Source organism: Salimicrobium halophilum (assembly GCF_900100295.1).
GTDB classification, from domain to species: Bacteria; Bacillota; Bacilli; order Bacillales; family Halobacillaceae; genus Salimicrobium; species Salimicrobium halophilum.
Genome location: NZ_FNEV01000007.1, coordinates 20,677 through 37,240 on the forward strand (window position 1 = coordinate 20,677; position 16,564 = coordinate 37,240).

General features: G+C 47.3%; 13 protein-coding genes, 1 tRNA gene and 1 other annotated feature. Of the genes, 1 reads left to right on the plus strand and 13 read right to left on the minus strand.

The features are described from left to right. Nucleotides 1-160 precede the first annotated feature (160 nt). Nucleotides 161-973 (plus strand): alpha/beta fold hydrolase, encoded by an 813-nt coding sequence (locus tag BLQ44_RS11350; RefSeq protein ID WP_093194019.1) that lies wholly within the window; start codon nt 161-163, stop codon nt 971-973. A gap of 128 nt (nt 974-1,101) precedes the next feature. Here BLQ44_RS11350 and BLQ44_RS11355 read toward each other — a convergent pair. The 13 genes from BLQ44_RS11355 to dnaN all read right to left on the minus strand — a co-directional run bounded on the left by BLQ44_RS11355 (nt 1,102) and on the right by dnaN (nt 16,524). Further along, nucleotides 1,102-1,194, minus strand: a tRNA-Ser gene (locus tag BLQ44_RS11355). A 188-nt stretch (nt 1,195-1,382) separates the two neighbouring features. Next, complete coding sequence (serS, locus tag BLQ44_RS11360) at nt 1,383-2,657, minus strand: serine--tRNA ligase (RefSeq protein WP_093194020.1); 1,275 nt, start codon at nt 2,655-2,657, stop codon at nt 1,383-1,385. Nucleotides 2,658-2,880: 223 nt separating this feature from the next. Further along, nucleotides 2,881-3,088: a binding site (T-box leader), on the minus strand. Between the two features lie 35 nt (nt 3,089-3,123). Further along, nucleotides 3,124-3,714 carry a pyridoxal 5'-phosphate synthase glutaminase subunit PdxT gene (gene pdxT / locus BLQ44_RS11365; RefSeq protein WP_093194021.1) on the minus strand — a complete coding sequence of 197 codons (591 nt, stop codon included), beginning with the start codon at nt 3,712-3,714 and terminating at the stop codon, nt 3,124-3,126. 18 nt (nt 3,715-3,732) lie between these two features. Next, nucleotides 3,733-4,611 (minus strand): pyridoxal 5'-phosphate synthase lyase subunit PdxS, encoded by an 879-nt coding sequence (gene pdxS, locus BLQ44_RS11370; RefSeq protein WP_093194022.1) that lies wholly within the window; start codon nt 4,609-4,611, stop codon nt 3,733-3,735. A 117-nt stretch (nt 4,612-4,728) separates the two neighbouring features. After that, nucleotides 4,729-6,030: a serine hydrolase gene (locus BLQ44_RS11375; RefSeq protein WP_093194023.1), complete on the minus strand. Its 1,302-nt coding sequence runs from the start codon at nt 6,028-6,030 to the stop codon at nt 4,729-4,731. A 110-nt stretch (nt 6,031-6,140) separates the two neighbouring features. Then, the gene (gene guaB, locus BLQ44_RS11380; RefSeq protein ID WP_093194024.1) at nt 6,141-7,610 is read right to left on the minus strand and encodes an IMP dehydrogenase; all 1,470 of its coding nucleotides are present in this window, start codon (nt 7,608-7,610) and stop codon (nt 6,141-6,143) included. 99 nt (nt 7,611-7,709) lie between these two features. Beyond that, entirely contained in the window at nt 7,710-8,783 is a 1,074-nt protein-coding gene (locus tag BLQ44_RS11385) for an HD-GYP domain-containing protein (RefSeq protein ID WP_093194025.1), read from the minus strand. Nucleotides 8,784-9,002: 219 nt separating this feature from the next. Then, nucleotides 9,003-11,489 (minus strand): DNA gyrase subunit A, encoded by a 2,487-nt coding sequence (gene gyrA / locus BLQ44_RS11390; RefSeq protein ID WP_093194026.1) that lies wholly within the window; start codon nt 11,487-11,489, stop codon nt 9,003-9,005. Between the two features lie 45 nt (nt 11,490-11,534). Next, complete coding sequence (gene gyrB, locus BLQ44_RS11395) at nt 11,535-13,466, minus strand: DNA topoisomerase (ATP-hydrolyzing) subunit B (RefSeq protein ID WP_093194159.1); 1,932 nt, start codon at nt 13,464-13,466, stop codon at nt 11,535-11,537. A gap of 30 nt (nt 13,467-13,496) precedes the next feature. Next, complete coding sequence (gene remB / locus BLQ44_RS11400) at nt 13,497-13,793, minus strand: extracellular matrix regulator RemB (protein WP_093194027.1); 297 nt, start codon at nt 13,791-13,793, stop codon at nt 13,497-13,499. A gap of 9 nt (nt 13,794-13,802) precedes the next feature. Continuing rightward, nucleotides 13,803-14,915 (minus strand): DNA replication/repair protein RecF, encoded by a 1,113-nt coding sequence (recF, locus tag BLQ44_RS11405; RefSeq protein WP_093194028.1) that lies wholly within the window; start codon nt 14,913-14,915, stop codon nt 13,803-13,805. A gap of 17 nt (nt 14,916-14,932) precedes the next feature. Further along, nucleotides 14,933-15,154, minus strand: a complete 222-nt coding sequence (gene yaaA, locus BLQ44_RS11410) for a S4 domain-containing protein YaaA (RefSeq protein WP_093194029.1) — start codon at nt 15,152-15,154, stop codon at nt 14,933-14,935. Nucleotides 15,155-15,384: 230 nt separating this feature from the next. Further along, nucleotides 15,385-16,524 carry a DNA polymerase III subunit beta gene (dnaN, locus tag BLQ44_RS11415; protein ID WP_093194030.1) on the minus strand — a complete coding sequence of 380 codons (1,140 nt, stop codon included), beginning with the start codon at nt 16,522-16,524 and terminating at the stop codon, nt 15,385-15,387. Nucleotides 16,525-16,564 lie beyond the last annotated feature (40 nt).

Below are 16,564 nucleotides of genomic sequence, written 5' to 3' on the forward strand. Positions count from 1 at the left end.
AAATCACAAGAAAGAACGAATTCTCTCAATCGAATTCGTTCTTTTTGTTTTGGCCTCCCTTAATATAAGTACCCTTACTTCATCCTCTCCTTTAAGAATCACTAAGAAATTGTGGTAAAATATAAGTAAAAGATTGATAAGTAGCGAGGGATGGTGTGAGATGAGAATACGAAAACGCAATAACGTACAAATATACGGAAATGGAACGACTCCCATCATGTTCGCCCACGGCTTCGGTTGTGACCAGCAAGTATGGGAATACGTGATACCGGAATTCTTCGATACGTATCAGGTTATTCTATTCGACTATGTAGGCTCAGGTCGTGCCAGTGTGGATGCCTATTCCAGGGACAGGTACGGTTTTCTCGACGGATACGCTCAGGATGTTATCGAAATTCTCGATGAACTGAATATCAGTGATTGCATTTTTGTAGGACATTCCGTAAGCGGGATGATTGGGCTCGAAGTCGCTCTCAAACGCCCTGATCTCCTTAGCTCCACTATTATGATCAGCTCTTCTCCTCACTTTCTTAACGATGGTTCCTATCAAGGAGGTTACGAAGAGAAAGACATCCAGGAACTGCTCTGCATGATCGATCGGGATTACCGCGAATGGACTAACTACATGGCACCGATTTCCATGAAGAATATAAACGATCCTAAATTGACGGAGGAACTGGAAGAAATGTATGCCGATCAGAATCCCGAAGTCATCCGCCAGTTCGCAGAAGTAACGTTTTTCCTCGATATGCGGGACAAATTAGAGAAGAATACAATCCCTTCTCTCCTTCTCCAGACAAAGGAAGATAACTTTGTTACGAAAGAAGCGGAAATCTATCTCCATGAACATCTCCCGTACAGTGAATACGTCGAACTGGATGCAGAAGGACATAACCCCCATATCAGCAACCCAGATGAGGTGACAGAACAAATCATGGGTTATTTACAAGCGAAATTATGGAAGAGCAGTTGAATTATATTCCATCAAGGTAAGAGTTTTTCTATGAAAATAATTTTGTCCATAAAAAAATCGTTACGGCTGACGTAACGATTTCTTTTCGGACTTCTCCGAATATATATGCGCGAGTTGTTTAAATAATATGGCGGAGGAGGAGGGATTCGAACCCCCGCGGGGCGTAAACCCCCTGGCGGTTTTCAAGACCGCTCCCTTCAGCCGGACTTGGGTACTCCTCCGTGTGACCGACAATTAGTAATATACCACGCCCACAAAAATCCGTCAATAGAATGCAGCATTTTTTATTAAGAAAAGTGGAACCCCCATTCAGAAACACGCATCATAGGTTCTCCGAAATCTCTCCCCAGTCTCTTTACAGCAAAAAAGAATGGCTACCGCAGCATCGCAGTAGCCACTCCTATTCTCATTAGTTGATGACTTCTTTGCCACCCATATAAGGACGCAGTACTTCAGGAACCACAATCGTTCCGTCTTCCTGCTGGTAATTCTCCAAAATCGCTGCTACCGTACGTCCGATAGCAAGTCCGGATCCATTCAACGTATGCACATATTCAGGCTTCCCGTTCTTCTCTCTGCGGAAGCGGATGCCGGAACGGCGGGCCTGGAACGCTTCGAAGTTAGAGCAGGAGCTGATTTCCCGATATGTTTCGTAGCTCGGGATCCATACTTCAATGTCATACTTTTTAGCAGCTGTGAAGCCGAGGTCTCCCGTACACATGCTCATGACACGGTATGGAAGTTCCAGAAGCTGCAGAATCTTTTCGGCATGACCGGTCAATTCCTCAAGCTTTTCGTAAGATTCTTCTGGCTTCGCCAGTTGTACGAGCTCGACTTTGTTGAACTGGTGCTGGCGAATGAGTCCACGTGTGTCGCGACCCGCAGATCCTGCCTCAGACCGGAAGTTTGTGCTGAAAGCTACCATCCGTTTCGGAAGGTCCTCAGCAGACAGGATTTCGTCACGATGATAGTTCGTCACCGGAACTTCTGCCGTCGGGATCATGAAGTAATCCCAGTCTTCCACTTTGAATGCGTCCTCTTCGAACTTTGGAAGCTGACCCGTACCAGTCATGGAATCACGGTTCACCATTTGCGGTGGCAGCACTTCTTCATAACCATGATAATCTGCGTGATAGTCCATCATAAGATTCAAAAGGGCGCGCTCGAGGCGGGCACCCGCGCCTTTATAAAACACGAAGCGGCTTCCAGTAACTTTGGCCGCCCTTTCGAAATCCAAAATCCCGAGCTCATCTGCAAGGTCCCAGTGGGCTTTCGGATCGAAATCGAAGTCTTTGACGTCTCCCCATTCCCGTACGGTCACGTTGTCGTCTTCGTCACTGCCGACTGGTGTGCTGTCATGAGGAATGTTCGGAATGGACAACAATAATGTCTGCAGACGTTCCTCTGTCGCTTTCAGTTCCGTATCCAGCGTTTTGACACGCTCCCCGACCTCTCTCATCTCTTTGATTTTATCGTCCGCGTCCTGCTTGTCTTTCTTCAGCTGAGAGATTTCTTTCGATACTTCATTCCTCTTTGCCTTGAGCTCTTCACTTTCCTGGATGAGCTTCCTGCGATTCTCATCCAGCTCTTCGAAAGAATCAAGTTCGGAGAGATCTTCCCCTCTATCTTTCAACTTCTCTCTCACTTCCTGAAAGTTCTGTCTTACGTATTTCAAATCAAGCATATGTCTTCCTCCTTTTCAAAATTTAACTCGGTTCTATGAACTCATTTCCCGGGAAATCGTAAGGAAAAGTTTCCCTAAGTCCGAAATTATCTTCCTGAGGTCCGCAAATACTAGGTCGAACCTGCCGAACGTCCGCAAAAATCGTCTAAAGGTCCGCATATAACTTCAGTAAGTCCGTATATAGATCCATCCGGCTGACCAATAGAAAAACTCCCGCCCCTAAAGAAGGGACGAGAGTCTAATTCCCGCGATACCACCCAGATTGAAGAGTACCTACTCTTCCGGCTCGACCTCCATAACGGGGAGGAACCGTGCTGATTCATCATCAGCCGCTCCGGGATGGATTCTCATAAAGCCCCCGTCAGTTTCCACCAGCCACTGACTCTCTAAGGGTGGGCTTCCATGATACTAGTTCCGTTCGTCGCGTTTTTCTTTTCACTTATCTTTAAGATTAGCCGATTCTCACTCAGGATGCAAGCGTCCGTTTCGACTTTTCCACCATTTTCACGAAATGTGCCGTCAATCGATGATCATCCGTAAGTTCCGGATGGAAGGAACAGGTGAGAAGATGGTCCTGCTGAGCAGCCACGATATGCCCATCATACCGTGCGAGGACTTGTACATCTTCTCCTACACGTTCGATATAAGGAGCGCGGATAAACACAGCATTGTATCCTTCCGCAACCCCTTCGATATCAAGGTCCGCTTCGAAGCTTTCCCGCTGGCGACCGAACGCGTTTCTCCTTACACTCATGTCCATGACTCCGAGGTGCACATCATAAGAACCGTCAATTTCAGAAGCCAATAGAATCAGACCGGCACAGGTACCGAAAACGGGCTTTCCGGCTTGGGCGAAAGCACGGATCGGTTCAAGGAACTCATACTTATCGATGAGTCGTCGAATCGTCGTACTTTCTCCCCCAGGAATAATCAGACCATCAATCGTCTCTAGCTGTTCTTTACGTTTCACTGTCACTGCCGTTGCTCCAGAAGCTTCTACCGAGCGGATATGCTCCCGGAAAGCTCCCTGCAGCGCCAGCACACCGATAGTAGTCATGATGCATGTCTCCTTTGTTTATTCGCTGCGCTCCTGCATGCGGTCTGTCTCTTCGTTCATCTCTTCGCCTTTCATGGCTGTACCGAGACCTTTCGACAGTTCCCCTATCAATTTATGATCGTCGTAATGCGTCGTCGCTTCAACGATCGAGCGTGCGAATTCTTTCGGGTTGTTCGATTTGAAAATACCGGAACCTACGAATACGCCGTCTGCGCCGAGCTGCATCATAAGTGCAGCATCTGCCGGTGTCGCAATACCACCTGCTGCGAAGTTTACGACCGGAAGACGTCCTTCTTCACGGATCTGAAGCAGAAGCTCATATGGAGCTCCATTTTCTTTGGCATATACCATGACTTCATCTTCCTGCATGGACTGAAGACGACGGATCTGGCTTTGTACTTCACGCATGTGACGGACCGCTTCTACGATGTTCCCTGTACCAGGTTCGCCTTTCGTACGTAGCATGGAAGCACCTTCACCGATACGACGAGTCGCTTCCCCGATGTTACGGCAGCCGCATACGAATGGAACCGTGTAATCATCTTTTTTGATGTGGAATACTTCGTCCGCTGGTGTCAGAACTTCACTTTCATCAATATAATCCACGCCCATCGCTTCGAGCACGCGAGCTTCTGAGATATGACCGATTCTCGCTTTTGCCATGACCGGAATAGAAACAGCATTCATTACTTCCTCAACGATTGTCGGATCCGCCATACGTGCAACTCCACCCGCCGCACGGATATCCGCTGGAACACGTTCGAGTGCCATAACGGCTACTGCTCCCGCTTCCTCAGCGATCTTCGCCTGTTCTGCATTCACAACGTCCATGATGACGCCGCCCTTCTGCATTTCTGCCATTCCACGTTTTACGCGCTCTGTACCTGTTTGAGCCATCATAATTCCTCCCTGTCCTCTATCTATATACCTAGATTGATCTAATTTTCTTTTACTATTCTAACGCATTTTCACGGTAAATCCTATCCTCAACCTCACTGTTTTCTGAAAAATTGATCAGAACCAGCCTTTCACCATATCGACAGCACCTGTAAATATATTTCCGAAGAAGCTTCCGATGTTACCAAGCGTCAACATGAACCAGTTGGATTTCTCCACGGCCGAAGCTGCGACTACCGGTACCGTATGCGGATTCTCCTTCACTATATTTTCCTGAGGTACTTCCCCTTCATAGACAAGGGTAGCTTCTCCGACCTGTTGTCCGGCCTCGACCGGTGCCGTAAGTTCTTCTTCCTTCAACTTGTATTCGATGGAATAGGCTTCTTCCTCGCCTTGTTTGATCATTCTCGAGAGAGCTTCTCCGGTTTCGATCGCAACTTGATCTTCTTTTCCTTTGGTTACCGGAAGCGTTTCTTTATCTTCCATCTGATAGCCGCTCCCGAAGAGTTCCTGCTTCTCGAACTGCTCGAATCCATAGTTGAACAATTTACGCGTCTCTTCAAAGCGTTGTTCCCGGCTTGAGGTCTTCATGACGACGGAGATGAGACGTTGGCCGTCCCTTTCCACTGTACCGGTGAAAGTGTTACCGGCAAGTTCTGTATAACCGGTTTTCAGACCGTCGACGCCTTCATATCCGAAATCGGATAAATACCCCGGCATCCCCGGAATCATCCAGTTCCAGTTCTGGATGGTCTGTCCATCGAACTCTGTCGTAGGCGTACCTGAAATCTCCAGCGCCTCCGGATAATCATTCACAAGGTGATAAGCGAGTGTCGCCGCTGCACGTGCCGACATCAGGTTCGTATCTTCTGCGCTCGTCCCCTCCGGAACATTACCTCCAAGGTCACTGTTCGAAAGCCCCGTACTGTTTACGAACTTATAATCTTCCATACCGAGTTCCGCAGCTTTTTCGTTCATCATTTTCACGAATTCGCCTTCCGATCCTGCGATCAGTTCTGCGAGCGCAATGGAAGTCGCGTTATCTGAGTTGATCGCCATCGCTTCATACAGGGAACGGACGGTATAATCCTGGTTCTGCGTCAAACCCACTCCTGAAAAAGAAGGGTTCGCTGAAATGCTGTAAGGATAATCAGAAATCTGAGTCGTCGTATCCCAGCTGATCTCTCCTTCTTCTATCGCTTCCATCACTAAGTATTCCGTCATCATCTTCGTCATACTCGCCGGTGGCAATGTCAGGTCCGCTTCTTTTTTGAAAAGAACATCCCCTGTATTGGCATCCACGAGTATCGCGGATTTCGCTTCCGTTTCCACTTCCTGTGCCAGACTGCTGACAGGAAAGAGTAGACTGCTTGCTATTAAAAGTACAGCGAGAATAATCGCTGATTTCCATCGTTCCATCAACTTTCTCAACCTCCACCCTTTATAATTCATGCCTTTAATATTTTACCATAGGCACCTGCAAAAAAATAGACAGGGAAAAGTCCCTGTCTCGAGTAGAAAGAAGCAGGTCAAACGGAGTAGTTCGGTGCTTCTTTCGTAATTTGTACGTCATGAGGATGGCTTTCACGAAGTCCCGCTCCGGTGATCTTCGTAAAGTAAGCATCATTTCTGAGTTCTTCTATGGTTTTCGTTCCGCAATATCCCATGCCTGAACGAAGACCTCCAAGAAGCTGGTGGATCGTATCAGCCAGTGGTCCTTTGAAAGGGATACGTCCTTCGATACCCTCCGGAACCAGTTTCTTCGCTTCGTTTCCGCTTTGGAAATAACGGTCTTTGGATCCTGCTTCCATCGCTCCGACGGATCCCATACCGCGATATACTTTGAACTGACGTCCCTGGAAGATTTCCGTGTCTCCCGGACTTTCTTTCACACCAGCGAGCATGCTGCCGAGCATAACGGCGGACCCTCCGGCTGCCAGAGCTTTGACGATTTCCCCGGAGTATTTGATTCCACCATCCGCGATGACGGAAATGCCATGCTTCTCCGCTTCTTCCGCACAATCGTACACAGCAGTGATTTGTGGAACACCTACACCGGCAACAACACGGGTCGTACAAATCGATCCCGGTCCGATACCGACTTTCACGACATCAACTCCGGCTTCGATAAGTTCGCGTGTCGCTTCTTTCGTCCCTACGTTACCAGCGATGATATTCACAGATGGGTATGCCTGACGGATTCGCTTGACTTGTTCGATGACACCCTGGGAATGTCCATGAGCAGTATCTACGACGAGCGCATCCACTCCTGCTTCTACAAGTTTATCGATACGGGTCATGGCATCTGCAGTAACTCCTACGGCAGCAGCCACAAGGAGACGCCCCTCAGCGTCTTTAGCTGCATGAGGGAATTCGATGACCTTTTCGATATCTTTGATAGTAATCAGGCCTTTGAGTACGTTGTCTTCATCCACGAGAGGAAGTTTTTCGATTTTATGCTTCTGAAGCGCGTGTTCCGCTTCTTCAAGCGTCGTCCCTACAGGAGCCGTAACGAGGTTTGTACTCGTCATTACTTCAGAAACACGAAGAGAATAGTTCTCTATAAAACGGAGGTCACGGTTCGTAATGATCCCCACGAGCTTGCGGGAATCTTCATTATCAACGATCGGCACTCCTGAGATTCTATATTTACCCATCAGGTGCTCGGCATCGTAGACCTGGTTCTCCGGTGTAAGGAAGAATGGATTCGTGATGACTCCACGTTCAGAACGTTTAACCATGTCGACCTGTTCCGCCTGATCTTCGATAGACATGTTTTTATGGACGACACCCAGTCCTCCCTGACGCGCCATTGCGATGGCCATGGATGCTTCTGTCACTGTATCCATCCCTGCACTTATAATCGGTACGTTCAATTTCAAGCTAGGGGTGAGGTCTACAGACAGTGATACGTCCCTTGGAAGTACCTCTGATTTTCGGGGCATGAGCAGTACATCATCGAACGTCAGTGATTCTTTTTGAAATTTATCTGTTCTCAACGTTTTTCTCTCCTTTTCCGTAGATGAATACTTTATATTATATTGTTATTTACAATAAGACATCTAACGACGTTTTTCAACCGGAAAATAGCGGAGAACTTAATATACTTCTTTTACATTCAACCCTTCGTCTTTCAGAGAAATCAGGACATCACTGTGATGTAAGCGCACCATCGGATGCGTCGGCGTGGCCGAATCGATAAAAACGATATCGGCGAATTCATCATTGGACAGTTTGACCGTTGTACCTATCGAAATGTTAGTCAGATCATTGGTCAGTACTTTCGTGACTCTTAAGTCGTATTTGCCGAATTGTTCTTTCTGGATTTCTTCGATCACTTTAAAAGGAGACTGCTTCTTGCGATAAGGTCGTTCTGAGGTCATCGCGTGATACACGTCACTGACAGCGATGATCTGACTGTAGAATTGGATCTTATCCTGACGTACACCCAGAGGGTATCCTGATCCGTCCAGACGCTCATGGTGCTGCAGGACCGCGAGTTTCACTTTTTTGTTCATCGCAGTCAAATCCTCGACCATTCGATAAGAATAGACCGGATGCTGATAGATTTCCTTCAATTCCCTTTCCGTAAGCGCACCTGTCTTATGGAGAGTATCCCACGGAAGCGAAGACATACCACAATCACTCAGCAGTCCCCCAAGAGCTACCTGAATCCATTCTCCCTGCTGCAACCCGAGGCGTTGCCCGAGATACCCTGCTATCAACCCCATGGAAACGCTATGGTGATGCATGTATTCATCCTGGCGGGTGTAGTGATGGAGACGGAGAATTTCCTGTTTGGTAGCTGTAGCCTTGAATAGTAAAGGCAGGAACCATTCCCTTATAGCTGGAAGGTCGATACCGAAGCCGTTCCTCCAGCGCTTGAACATCTGCTGATGCTTGTAGACCCCGTCCAGGTATTGTTCACGGAATTCATCATCGATCCGCACTTCCACTTGTTCCTGCTCGTATTCTTTCGCCGCTTCTTCCACGTTTTCTCCGTTCGCCATCTTACTTGAAATATGTACCTCTTTGACTCGAAATGCCTGGAGCACGTCGATATGCGTCCGATAAATAACAGTATCCTTCGGGATGATCGGACGAGACGTTTTCCCTTCTACATCCTTTGTAAGAATACACCCCGGTATCAGTTCATTCACATTGATCTGCACTACCTTCTTCCCCCTATCTTCCTTTGAACGTAAGTACACTTCTATTATCGTCGTGAAGTGCCAGAAGTTTCAGTGACCCTCTCCATCGACTAGCGGTTCTTTTGATTCGAAAAAAAGGTGTCATCCGACCACCGCATCGTTTCCAGAAGACGTCGCGGTTCTTCTGCAAAGATAGTGTCAGATAACACCTTACATATTTTCATTCTATTTTAAATAACGTCACTCTTCTTCCGGTACAGGAGCTTCTATGGTCACTTCTTCGTTCTCCTCTGCTTCTACCTCAAGGCGCGCTACCGTGGATACCTCTTCGCCTTCCTGAAGACGGATGAGGCGCACTCCCTGGGTGTTACGTCCCGTCAGAGAAATACTTCCTGCTGCCATTCGGATAAGGACGCCGCTGGCTGTCATAATCATCAGATCCTCTTCACCTGTGACGGCTTTCGTCGAAACGACCTTGCCGTTCCGCTCGGTGAGATTACAGGTAAGAATCCCTTTTCCGCCACGGTTGGTGATCCGGTATTCGGATGCAGGTGTACGTTTTCCGAATCCTTTATCCGTCACGGTGAGCACCTCTCTCGTATCATCTATGATTTCCATCGATACGACACGATCGTCTCCGCGAAGAGAAATACCTTTCACACCAGCCGCGGATCGTCCCATGGAGCGGATCTGATCTTCAGGGAAACGGATGAGATATCCGTTCTGCGTTCCGATCATAACGTCTTGCTCTCCATCGGTCAGACGTACGGAGATCAGTTCATCGTCTTCACGCAGGGTAAGCGCGATAAGACCGCCTCTTCGGATATTCGCAAACTTCGAAAGACTCGTCCGCTTCGTAATGCCGTGTTTGGTCGTAAAGATGAAGTACCAGTCTTCGACGAATTCTTCTACGGCAATCACATCATTGATCCACTCGTCGTTCTCGATATTGAGGAGGTTGATGATCGGGAGACCCTTAGCCGTACGGCTGAATTCAGGGATTTCATACCCTTTGATCTTGTAAACTTTCCCTTTGTTCGAGAAGAATAGGAGCGTGCTATGCGTGGAAGTGGAAAGTAGATGCTCGACGAAGTCTTCATCATTGGTTCCCATCCCCTGGATACCACGACCGCCTCTACGCTGGGCACGGTACGTATCTGCCGGAAGGCGCTTCACGTATCCCTGGTGCGTCAGTGTGATGACGACTGTTTCTTCAGGAATCAGATCTTCATCCTCGATCATATCGATGCCGCCCATGACGATTTCCGTACGACGCTCATCGTTATAGCGCTCTTTCAAATCAAGCAGCTCCTCACGGATGATTTCGAGAACACGTTCTTCATCTGCAAGAATAGCCTTCAGTTCGGCGATTTTTTTGATGAGTTCGTCATATTCTGAATCGATCTTCTCCCGTTCGAGTCCTGTGAGACGCTGGAGACGCATGTCCAAAATCGCCTGGGACTGCTTCTCTGACAGATCGAAACGGCTCATCAATTCATCTCTTGCGATATCCGTAGTCTGAGACTGACGGATGAGCGTGATCACTTCATCGAGATGATCAAGGGCAACTTTCAACCCTTCTAAAATATGAGCTCTCGCTTCCGCTTTCTTCAGCTCGTAAGCGGTACGGCGACGGATAACCACTTTCTGGTGTTCGAGATAATGTTCGAGACACTGCTTCAGGTTCAACACCTTGGGACGTCCATCGACCAGGGCGAGCATGTTGATGCCGAAGGATGTTTGCAGAGCCGTCATTTTGTACAGATTGTTCAAGACGACATTCGCATTCACATCTTTCCGCAGTTCAATGACGATACGCATACCTTCCCTGTCCGATTCATCACGAAGGTCCGTGATCCCGTCGATTTTCTTATCACGGGCAAGGTCGGCGATTTTTTCGACGAGACGAGCCTTGTTCACCTGATAAGGAAGTTCGGTGACGATGATGTCATTCTTGCCATTCGCCCGTTCTTCAATATTGACGCGTGAACGGATCAGGATGGAACCTTTTCCGGTTTCGTATGCTTTACGGATTCCACTCAGTCCGAGAATTTGGCCGGACGTAGGGAAGTCAGGCCCGAAAATATAATCATCCATCAGTTCCTGGATAGTGATATCTTTATCTTTACTGACGGCAAGTACCGCATCGATGACTTCACCGAGCTGGTGAGGGGGAACGTTCGTCGCCATCCCGACTGCAATCCCCGACCCTCCATTCACGAGGAAGTTAGGGAAGCGAGCCGGAAGTACAACCGGTTCCTTCTCCGTCCCGTCATAGTTCTCCTGGTAATCGATTGTATCTTTCTGGATGTCTCTAAGCATCTCCATAGAAATCTTGGACATCCGTGCTTCCGTGTAACGCATAGCTGCCGCAGAATCACCATCTACCGATCCGAAGTTCCCGTGTCCATCCACGAGCTCGTAGCGATAACTGAAATCCTGTGCCATCCTTACCATAGCTTCATACACAGCTGAATCCCCGTGCGGGTGATATTTACCGATAACATCCCCGACGATACGGGCGGATTTCTTATAAGCTTTGTCTGCAGTTATTCCGAGGTCATTCATGGCATAAAGAATACGTCTGTGTACCGGTTTCAGTCCGTCCCGGACATCCGGCAGAGCACGTGCCACGATGACACTCATCGCATAATCCAAAAATGAGGTCCGCATTTCGTTGCTGATATTTATTTCGTGAACGCGCGAACTGTCTGGTTGATCCACCATATTGTAAACCTCCTAGAGAAAACGAACTCTTATCCTTGCCTACTATTACACATCCAAGTTTTGGACGTAATGCGCATTTTCCTGTATGAAATTTCTTCGTGGTTCGACGGCATCGCCCATAAGCATACTGAACGTCTCATCCGCTCCGATCGCATCTTCAAGACTGACTTGAAGCATCGTCCGACCTTCCGGATTCATCGTCGTCTCCCATAGCTGTTCCGGATTCATTTCTCCGAGACCTTTGTAACGCTGAATGCCGGGCTTCGGCGAATCAGGAAGCTCCTGCAGTTTCGCATCAAGCTCCCGGTCGGAGAAGGTGTAATATACTTTTTTCCCCTGCTTGATCTGATAGAGCGGAGGCTGGGCGATATAGACATAGCCATGATCAAGAAGCGGCCTCATATAGCGATAAAAGAACGTGAGTAGAAGGGTCCGGATATGGGCACCATCTACGTCGGCATCGGTCATGATTACCACTTTATGATAACGGGCTTTGGAAATATCGAATTCCTCTCCGATCCCCGTACCGAGGGCTGTAATCATCGAGCGTACTTCGTTGTTGGATAGAATCTTATCCAGACGTGCTTTCTCTACGTTGATGATTTTCCCGCGCAGCGGCAAAATCGCCTGGAAATGTCGGTCCCGGCCCTGCTTGGCGGAGCCTCCTGCTGAATCACCCTCCACGATATAAAGCTCAGAGATCGAAGGGTCTTTTGAAGAACAATCCGAAAGTTTCCCGGGAAGATTGGAAACTTCAAGCGCACTTTTTCTTCTCGTAAGTTCCCGGGCCTTTTTCGCAGCCATTCTTGCTCTGGAAGCCATAAGCCCTTTCTCTACGATGATCTTGGCCACATTCGGGTTCTCCAGCAGAAACTTGCCGAAATGCTCGGAGAATAACGCATCTGTGACCGTACGGGCTTCACTGTTCCCGAGCTTCGTCTTCGTCTGTCCTTCAAACTGAGGATCCGGATGTTTGATGGAAATGATGACGGTCAATCCTTCACGTACATCATCACCCGTCAGGTTCGGATCATTCTCACGAAACATATTATTCTTACGGGCATAGTCGTTGATGACACGCGTCAGACCGGTCTTGAACCCGGACTCATGCGTTCCGCCTTCATACGTATGGATGTTGTTCGCATAGGAATAAATATTGCTTGCGAACCCGTCGTTATACTGAAGAGCCAGTTCAATGGAGATCCCATCCTGCTCCGCTTCCGCATAAATAGCTTCATGAAGCACTCCCCGACTGCTATTCAAGTGTTCGACATAGGATACAATGCCACCTTCATAGTAGAATTCCTTTTTATCATTCTCAGAATCCGTCCGCTTGTCTTCAATCGTAATCGTCAGTCCCCGGTTAAGAAACGCAAGTTCACGCAGACGATTGGCAAGCGTATCGAAGTTATATTCCTGTGTTTCATTGAAAATCTCATGATCCGGGCGGAAGTGGATTCTCGTCCCGTTCTTATCCGTCGTTCCTATTTCTTCGACGTCTTTCTGCGGCACCCCGTGTCTGTAATCCTGATGATACAATTTTCCATCCCGATGCACGTACACTTCGAGGTAATCGGATAGAGCATTCACTACCGATGCTCCGACACCATGAAGTCCACCGGAGACTTTATATCCGCCTCCTCCGAACTTACCACCTGCGTGCAGAACGGTCATGATCACCTCGACGGCCGGGCGTCCTGTTTTCTCCTGAATACCGACAGGAATACCGCGTCCGTTGTCGGTGACGGTAATACTATTATCCTCTTCAATGATCACCTGGATTTGGTCACAATGACCGGCCATCGCTTCATCGATACTGTTATCGACGATTTCCCAGACGAGGTGATGCAATCCTTTCTCATTCGTAGAACCGATGTACATTCCCGGACGTTTCCGAACCGCTTCAAGCCCTTCTAAGACCTGTATCTGATTCTCATCATAAGCCTGTTCTTTCCCTCTTTGAATTTCATCACTCATAGTTTCACCCACAGTCCTTGTTTCTTTTGATTATTCATCCAGCGTGCTTTCCATTTCATCAGAAAAGTCATCGAGCTTATTAAGTGTCGTCTGCATGTTCCCACGTTTCTTCAGCGTTGCAACAGATAACGGGCTGAAATAAATCGCCTCTTCCGTGATAATCATAGCTTTCGGCTCATATTCTTCTGTCTCCACGACCTGCTTTTCCTTGCGACGGTTAAAAACCATTTCTTCTGTGATAGACGAAGAGCTGATCAGGTCGCAATCAATGATTGCAATGACTTCATCCGATTTCACTACGTTTCCTTCTCCGATATGAATGAACAAAAGGACACCTCATTTCTTTCTCATTCCTTCTTCGATATAAAAGAGTTCTGCGTTTCTCAATGCTTCGTGTTCTATTCCATCTATACTCGTCGTCGATACGAACGTCTGCACCTTTCCACGAATCGTATGCAACAGATGCGACTGCCGGTGGTCATCAAGTTCACTGAGTACATCATCAAGCAACAATACCGGATATTCGCCGGTTTCTTTATGGATCAATTCTATCTCTGCGAGTTTCAAAGATAGAGCCGTTGTCCGCTGCTGACCTTGCGAACCATAGGTCTGTACATCTTTACCGTTCACATAAAAGACGAGATCGTCTCGATGAGGACCGGCAAGAGTCGTGCCCCGTTCTATCTCTTTCGTTTCGATCTCGTTAAATTTCGTAACGTATCTGTCTTTAATTGTGGTCAAATCCATAGATTCTGATACATCGAGACTCGGACGGTAAAAGATCTCAAGCTTCTCAAGCTCTCTGCTGATCCCTTCATGTATCACAGAGGCCCATCCACGAAGCAATTTCAGGAATTGAAAACGTCTTTCGACAATGATGGAAGCATGTTCCACCAGCTGATCCGTCAATACCTGAAGCATCGTTACGTCCTCTGTTCTCCGACGCTGCAAATCTTTCAACAGATGATTCCGCTGCCTGAGAACTTTCTGATACTGGCCGAGATGATAAATATACTTCGGTTGGATCTGTCCGATTTCCATGTCAATAAACCTACGACGCACCTGAGGATTCCCTTTCACCAGATTCAGATCCTCAGGTGCAAACATAACAACATTCAAGGCTCCGATATAATCACTGAGCCGTTTTTGTTCTATGTGATTGAGTTTTGCTTTCTTCCCTTTTTTGGAAAGTACAATCTCCATCGGGTAACGATTCGTCCTTTTTTCAATCGTACCTTTTATTTTAGCATACTCTCGCTCCCATTGGATTAATTCTTTATCCCTCGGGGTACGATGCGATTTCGTGAAAGCGAGTAGATAAATAGCTTCCATGAGATTGGTCTTTCCTTGTGCATTCTCTCCGATGATGACATTTATCGTGTCATCGAACTGAAGAGACAGCTTATCGTAATTTCTATACGTAGTCAGGGCTATGTCTTTTATGTGCATCAGATCGCTTCTCCATTTTACTGTTCGGAGACGACTTCATATGCTCCGAATTCTTCGATTTCCACTACATCACCAAGGTGAAGTTTACGTCCACGTCTCGTTTCCGGTTCTCCGTTCACCATCACTTCAAATTCAGCCAGAAATACTTTCACCATTCCGCCTGATTCCACAACGTTCGCCAGTTTCAAAAACTGACCCAACTGGATTTGCTCTGTCGCAATTTCTATTTTTTCGCTCATGTACGTCCCCTTATTTCCTAAAAGTATTGTGTACTTATTATTTTACTAAAGATAACCGTTTATGAAAAGCAAAGGGGGACGGATTCATCAAGGTACAATTTTCCCTGTGGCTCAGCAGATCAGGAATCTGAGAATCATCTTCTCAAGTTCTTCGTGATCTGACTCATCCCGATCAAAAATTCCTGAACAGGCTATAACGAAAAAAAGAGTTATCCACAGTGGATAACTCTTTAGTAGGTCCGTACCGGTAGAATCAGCTGTAAAATCGAGTCGTCTTCAACGGGAGTGATCAGAAACGGTCTCATAGCCCCAGTAAATTCGATTTTTACTTGAGTCTCATCAATCGCTCTCAGGGCATCCATCATATATTTCGCACTGAAAGAAATTTTCAGCTCTTCGCCTTCGATACTTTCAGCTGTCACTTCTTCCGTAACGTTTCCTACCTCAGGAGAATTCCCGTGGATTTCGATTTGGTTATTTCCTTTCGTCAAGAGGCGGACGACGTTGTTACGATTTTCTTTCGCGAGAAGAGAAGCGCGGTCGACGGACTGCAACAGTTCCCGGGAATCGATAAGAACGGTCGTTTTACTCTCATTCGGAATCAGCCGGGACGTTTCAGGGTAGTTGCCGTCGAGTAAGCGTGAGAGAAAGTACAGATGTTTGGTACGGAAAAGGATTTGGTTATCCGTAACACTGATCTGTACGGGATCTTCGGTATCATCCAGGATTTTGTTCAACTCACTCAAGCTCTTCCCTGGAATGACTACAGAAGGTAAAGCTATGGATTCCTCTGTTTCGAGTTTGATTTTCCTTGAAGCAAGCCGGTGACTATCAGTGGCCACGAACTGGAGTGTTTCTTCTTCTGTACTGACATGGACTCCGGTGAGAATCGGTCGTGTTTCAGAAGTTGAAACAGCGAAGCCGGTCTGTTTGATCAGTCTCTTAAGTAAATCCGTCGGTAAGTCGAAGCTGTTTTCCGTTCTAAGCTGAGGGAGTTCAGGATACTCTTCTGCATCTTGTCCATTCAGGTGGAATTCGGCACTTCCGGAGCGGATCGTTACATTTTTCGTATGATCACTTTCGATTTCCACCGTTTTCTGAGGCACTTTCCGTACGATATCAGGAAAATATTTCGCCTGGAGTACGATACTTCCCGGTTCAATGTTCTCGATATAAACGATTCCATCTTCTTCTGCAGGAATAAATGATTCGATGGATATATCAGAATCACTTCCTGTCAGTTTCACCCCTTCTTCTGTTGCTTCTAACTTCATTCCGGTCAAAATCGGAATTGCCGCTCGTGAAGAGATGGCTTTCATAACGTTTTGTACACTTTCCATCAGTTGATCACGCTGAATCGTGAATTTCATTCCTGACTCCTCCTAAGTGAATATATATATTAATTATTAT